General features: G+C 65.2%; 5 protein-coding genes. 3 read left to right on the top strand and 2 right to left on the bottom strand.

Translation table 11 applies throughout. The features are described from left to right. On the bottom strand, nucleotides 1-1,596 hold a 1,596-nt coding region (locus MOV75_RS24380; protein ID WP_247006753.1), incomplete at its 3' end, for a tetratricopeptide repeat protein. A 329-nt stretch (nucleotides 1,597-1,925) separates the two neighbouring features. On the opposite strand from MOV75_RS24380, the gene MOV75_RS24375 reads away from it, so the two are divergent. Further along, nucleotides 1,926-3,188: an MFS transporter gene (locus MOV75_RS24375; protein ID WP_246918982.1), complete on the top strand. Its 1,263-nt coding sequence runs from the start codon at nucleotides 1,926-1,928 to the stop codon at nucleotides 3,186-3,188. Here the strand turns inward: MOV75_RS24375 and MOV75_RS24370 are convergent. Further along, entirely contained in the window at nucleotides 3,185-3,859 is a 675-nt protein-coding gene (locus MOV75_RS24370) for a Crp/Fnr family transcriptional regulator (protein WP_246918983.1), read from the bottom strand. The two genes, MOV75_RS24375 and MOV75_RS24370, sit on opposite strands and share 4 nt — an antisense overlap. 336 nt (nucleotides 3,860-4,195) lie before the next feature. On the opposite strand from MOV75_RS24370, the gene MOV75_RS24365 reads away from it, so the two are divergent. Both MOV75_RS24365 and MOV75_RS24360 read left to right on the top strand, forming a co-directional pair. Beyond that, nucleotides 4,196-5,017, top strand: coding sequence for an ABC transporter ATP-binding protein (locus tag MOV75_RS24365; RefSeq protein WP_246918984.1), 822 nt, complete (start codon nucleotides 4,196-4,198; stop codon nucleotides 5,015-5,017). Then, nucleotides 5,014-6,042, top strand: a 1,029-nt coding sequence (locus tag MOV75_RS24360) for an AMP-binding protein (protein ID WP_247006752.1), incomplete at its 3' end; no start/stop codon positions are given. The genes MOV75_RS24365 and MOV75_RS24360, both read left to right, overlap by 4 nt.

The raw sequence follows: 6,042 nt of genomic DNA, 5'->3' as shown, positions 1-6,042 counted from the left end.
GAGATCCCCGCTGCCATCCGCGACCCGGGCTGACATCCCTGCGATCGCGCGCGCGGCCTGCTCGTCACCGATCCACTGTGCCGCCTCGAAGGCCTGCGACCGCAACGCGCCTTTCTGCTCGTCAGTGGCGCCGCGCGCGAGGTTGTAGGCGGCAACGATCAAGCCCGGATATGGATTGGTGTCTTCATGGCCCCTGAGATCGCCGCGTCCCTCCTCGCCGAACTCCGCGGCACGGCGGCCGTTCTGGACCGCCACCGCGTGCGCCAACGCATCGCGGGCCTGTTGCCAATCCTTCACATCGATATGATGGGCGCCGAGATTGGCAAAGCTGTTGGCGACATCAGGATGCGTCTCGCCGAGAGCGCGCAGGCGGATATCCAGCGCGCGTTTCAGGAGGGGCTCGGCCTCCTGCGTCCGGCCGGTGCTGTCCAGGATGACGGCCAGATTGTTCAGGCTGTTCGCGACCAGCGGATGGGAGGCGCCGAGGGCGGCTTCGCGCAGCGCAAGCGACCGGCGCGCGAACGGTTCGGCCTCGGCGTACCGATCGCCGCCGCCCATCAGCGTCACCAGATTGTCGAGACCGATCGCAACGTCGAGATGGCCCGGACCGAGGGCCTTCTCGCGAATGGCGAGCGATTTGCGCAAGAGCTGCTCGGCCTCCTGCTTGCGATCGAGATGGGTCCAGGCCTCCGCGAGATTGTTCAGCGCCGTCGCCACGTTCGGATGCGCCGCTCCAAAACTCTTTTCCTGAATGGCGAGCGCCCGTGTCAGCAGCCCCTCGGCCTCCGCGTCCCGGCCCTCGCGCGAAAACACCAAGGCGAGATTGTTCAGGCTCGCGGCGACGTCAGGATGATCCGGCCCCAGCGCCTTCTCCCTGATGGCCAGGGCTCGCCGGGCCAATTGCTCGGCGTCCTGAAGTCGGCCCTGCGCGCGCCGGAGCTCGCCTAGATTGCTCAGCGTTGCCGTCAGATAGATGCTGTCGGGGCCATGCTGCTTTTCCTGGAGAGCGAGCGCTTCGGCAAAGTTCGCTTCGGCCTCGTGCAACCGGCCTTGCGCACGATTGACCTCCGCGATGTTGTTCAGGGTTACCGGGATCATGATATCGGCCTGTCCCGGCGACTTCCTGAACACCGCAAGGGCGCGACTGAACATGTCGAGCGCCTCGGTCTCCTTCATCTGACGGTGACGGAGATTGCCGAGCTGCATGCGCGCCATTGCCGTCGTGAGGTGGTCCGAGCCCAGCACGCTCTCGTCGATGGCGATGGCGCGGGACATATCCCGCTCAGCCTCGCTCAGCCGGTTCAGGCCGAGCTCGATCTGGCCGAGCGTGCCGAGCACGGCGGCGACTTCGGGATGATTGGGTCCGAGGCTCTTCTCGCGAATCGCAAGTGCCCGCCTCAGCACGGCTTCGGCCTCGGTCGTCTCGCCTTGCGCCTGGAGCGACTGGCCCAGCACCACCAGCGTGGTTGCCGTCAGCGGCGACTGTCGGCCCGAGCTCTTCTCGGACTCGGCGACGAGCCTTCGTGCCAGCCCGACCGCCTCGCCGTAGCGGCCCTCCTTGGCCAGCGAGGTGATGCGCTGCATCAACGTCAGCATGTCCTGTGGCCCAGCCCGGCAGGGCAACACGAGGACGCTCACGAGAATCAGGGAACCCAGAAGCCGCGCGGCAAACGTCTGCCAACGTACCCACATGCTGTGATCGCTCCGCTCCCCCGAGCCCGCCAGCTCTTAGGGCCACAGCAAGATGAAAACTATGTGACCGCGTCGTACGTCGGCGGAAGGTCAACCGGGAGCCCCCGGGGGGGCGGGTGGTCGCGCATGGCGGCATGCGGCGGCTTCGATTGACACCGGCATCACCGGCGCTAGGTTCTCGCGCAGAAGAAGAACCAAGGCAAAGGAATCGCCGTGACACGCGTCATCGCGTCTTGAGCGCAGCCGCGCGGCCGTCGGCACTCGCGCCATTCCGCATTCGCAATTATCGCTTCCAGTGGCCGTCCGACCTGCTCACCTCCTGGGCGTTCGAGGTCGAGACGCTGGTGCTCGGCTGGTATATCCTGGTCGAGACCGGCTCGGTGCTGTTGCTCACCGTGCTCGCCTCGCTCCAGTTCGTCGGGACATTGGTCGCGCCGGTGTTCGGCATGATCGGCGACCGCATGGGCCATCGCGATCTCCTGGTCGTGATGCGTCTTGCCTATACCGTGCTGTCGTCGACCATCATGGTTCTGGCGCTGACCGGTCATCTGTCGCCGCTGAGCGTCATGATCATCGTCGCGATCATGGGCCTGATTCGTCCCTCCGATCTCGGCGTCCGGGGCGCGCTGCTCGCCGAGATCATGCCGGCCGAGCAGCTGGTGGGCGCCATCAGCGTGGCACGCACGACCCAGGACAGCGCCCGAATCGCCGGGGCGTTGACGGGCGCCGGGCTGTTTGCCCTCCTCGGCATCGGCCTCGTCTATGTGGCGATCGCCTGTCTCTACTTCTCGGCCGCGCTTCTCATGCTCTGCCTGACCCGGCCGAAAAGGATTATCACCACGACCGATCTTCCCGCGGATAGCCGCGCCATTTCGCGATTGTTCGGCGACCTCAAGGAGGGGATCGTCTACGCTTGGAACGGCCCGGGAATGCGCGCTGCACTCTGCGTCGCCTTTCTGGCCAATCTCACCGCTTTTCCTTTCACTGGCGGATTGCTGCCCTACATCGCGCGGGAGATCTTTCAGACCGACCAGACCGGCCTCGGCTATCTCTCCGCGAGCTTCGCCGTCGGCTCACTGATCGGCTCCATCACGCTGAGCCTCGTCAGCGGACTGCGCATTGCCCGGCTCCTGATCGGCGCAACGCTGGCCTGGTACGCCATGCTGCTGGTATTCGTGGAAGTCAGGACCATGCCGGTCGCGATGGCCTGCCTCGTTCTCGCCGGCATCGCGCAGAGCATGTCGATGATCTCGGCAGCCGTGATCCTGATGCGAACGGCGAGCGCACATCTGCGCGGCCGCGTGATGGGCGTCCGCATGATGGTGATCTATGGCCTGCCGCTCGGACTACTTGCCGCCGGTAGCCTGATCGACATCATCGGCTATTCCGCGACCGGCTCGCTTTATGCCGCCTCGGGGATCATCGCGATGCTGGCGATCGCGATCCGCTGGCGCGCTGATCTCTGGCCGGTGCACGCCCCCGCCAATGCGCGCTAGTCCCCATACCCGCGCAGCCGCTCGATATCGAGGATGGTGACGCCGCCATATTCCAGCCGCAGCAGCCCCTCCTTCTCCAGCCGGTTCAGCGCGCGGTTGGCGTTCTGGCGGGACATGCCGGAGAGCGCGCCGATCTCCTCCTGGGTGATCTCCAGATGCGCGGTCGATTCCGGATAGAGGATCGGGTTGTACAGCGAGGCGATGCTGCGGGCGAGGCGCGCGGTGGCGTCCAGCGTACGGTTGACCTCGATCATGCCGATGAACTGGCCGAGCCGTTCGTTGAGCTGGCGCACCAGGAAGCGGTTGAAGCCGACGCTGTTCTCGAACAGCCACATGAAGGCGCTGCGTTCCATCAGGGCCACGCGGCTGTGGCGCAGCGCGACCACGTCATAGCGGCGCGGCTCGTTCTTGAGCACGCTGCCCTCGCCGAACCAGGCCCCTGCCGTCAGCCCGGCAAGGCTGGTCTCCTTGCCGTCCCTGGAGACCCCGCCCATGCGGGCAAGGCCGCCCACCATGCCGGCCCAATAGGCGAACGTGTCGCCGCGCATGAACACGGTCTCGCCGGTGCCGTATGACCGCTCCGTGATTCCGGCCCGCGCGACTTCGATCTCCGCTTGCGTAAGCTCGCGCGACCAGGCGGCGACGCGCTTCAGATGCTCTTCCGAAATCATGATCTCGCCGCCAGCCGCACCGTTTCGTCGCCTCGCCGTCTGCTGCAATGCAACATGATAATTTCGACCGCCATCCGACGAAAGATGAAGGCCACTGCCGCCCGGCAAACTTTGTCGCAGAATTGTCAGCCGCGAGACATTTCAAAATAGCGCTTTCCCCTATTGAGGACCACCTCGGGCGATGCGGCTTTTGATCCCAAACGGGAACGGGAGTGGCGCGGTCCGGTCGAGACCATCTGCTGCATGGCCTCACCGGCACCACCGTACTAGGATCGCCGGGCAGGAACGGACGAAGAGCGCCGCTAAAAAGCGCCATCACCGGGAGGGTTTGGTTTGGTGGCTACCAGTCTTGAAGTGCGCGGCGTGTCCCTGCGATTCGGCGGCGTCCGAGCGCTGACCGACGTCGGCTTCGCCATCAGGGAGGGCGAGCTGTTCTCGATCATCGGCCCCAACGGCGCCGGCAAGACCTCGATCGTGAACTGTATTTCTGGCCGCTACAAGCCGACCGAGGGCCAGCTGTTTTACCAGGGCCGCGACATCACCGGTTTGACCCCGAATGCCCGCGCCTCACTCGGCATCGGCCGCACCTTCCAGAACCTGGCGCTGTTCCACCACATGAGCGTGCTCGACAACATCATGGTCGGGCGTCATCACCTTCTGAAGAACAATTTCCTCACGGGCTCGCTGTACTGGCTCACCGGCGCGCGCAAGGAGGAGCTCGAGCACCGCCGCAAGGTCGAGGAGATCATCGACTTCCTCGATCTCCAGTCGGTGCGAAAAGCCACCGCCGGCACCCTCTCCTACGGCCTGCGCAAGCGCGTTGAGCTCGCCCGCGCCATGGCGCTGGAGCCGCGCCTCATCCTCCTCGACGAGCCGATGGCCGGCATGAACTTCGAGGAGAAGGAGGATATGGCCCGCTACATCGTCGACCTCAACGAGGAGTTCGGGATGACGGTGGTGATGATCGAGCACGACATGGGCGTGGTGATGGACATCTCCCATCGGGTCATGGTGCTGGATTTCGGCAAGAAGATCGCCGAAGGCGATCCGACGTCCGTGCTCGCCGATCCCCACGTCAGGCGCGCCTATCTCGGCGAGGAGGACGAGGTGCTGGTCGATCCCGACGATGCTTCGCCAGCGCAGGAGAGCGCGGCATGATGGATTACGCAGGCCGTGTCGCGCAGGCCGACACCTATCCGAAAATGCTCCGGCTCAACGCGAAGGAGCACGGCAACGAGATCGCATTGCGCGAGAAGGATCTCGGGCTCTGGCGGCTGTTCACCTGGAACGACTATCAGACCCGCGTACGCGACTTTGCGCTCGGTCTTCTCGAAGTGGGCCTTGGTCGCGGCGACGTGATCGGCATCATCGGCGACAACAGGCCGGACTGGGTCGCGGCGGAAGTGGCGACGCACGCCATTGGCGGCCTAAGCCTCGGACTTTACCGCGACGTGCTCGACGAGGAGGCCTCCTATCTCCTCAACTATGGCGAGGCGCAGCTCGTCTTTGCCGAGGACGAGGAACAGGTCGACAAGCTGCTCACTCTCGCCGAGCGCGCGCCGAAGCTGAAGCACATCATCTATTCCGATCCGCGTGGAATGCGGAAATACGACGACCCGCGGCTAATGTCGGCAAAGACGTTCGCCGAGCTCGGCCGGGCACGTGCCGCGCGGGAGCCGGAGCTTTACGACAAGCTGGTCGATGCCACCAAGGGCGAGGACGTCGCGATCCTCTGCACGACGTCGGGCACCACCTCCCATCCCAAGCTTGCCATGCTCGCCGCCGGCCGCGTGCTCGGCCATTGCGCGACCTATCTTGCCTTCGACCCCAAGGGCCCGGACGACGAATACGTCTCGGTGCTGCCGCTGCCGTGGATCATGGAGCAGGTCTACGTGCTCGGCAAAGGCCTGTTGTGCCGGATGAAGATCAACTTCGTCGAAGAGCCAGATACCATGATGAACGATCTGCGCGAGATCGCGCCGACGTTCGTGCTGTTTGCGCCCCGCGTCTGGGAGTCCATTGCCGCCGACGTCCGCGCCAAGGTGATGGATGCGACGCCCTTCAAGCAGCGCCTGTTCGACGTCGGCATGAAGACCGGCCTCGCCGCGCTCGAACACGGCAAGCGCTCTGGCCTTGCCGACGCGATCCTGTTCCGCGCCCTGCGCGACCGCCTCGGCTTCACC

Origin of the sequence: Bradyrhizobium sp. PRIMUS42, assembly GCF_023006515.1 — a bacterium.
Taxonomy (GTDB): Bacteria; Pseudomonadota; Alphaproteobacteria; order Rhizobiales; family Xanthobacteraceae; genus Bradyrhizobium.
Note: the sequence above shows the minus strand (reverse complement) of the source record. Positions and strands in the feature narration are given on the sequence as shown.

Excerpts from the sequence above, each read along its gene's own strand:
- MOV75_RS24370 (WP_246918983.1), bottom strand. The coding sequence starts at position 3,859 with ATGATTTCGGAAGAGCATCTGAAGCGCGTCGCCGCCTGGTCGCGCGAG.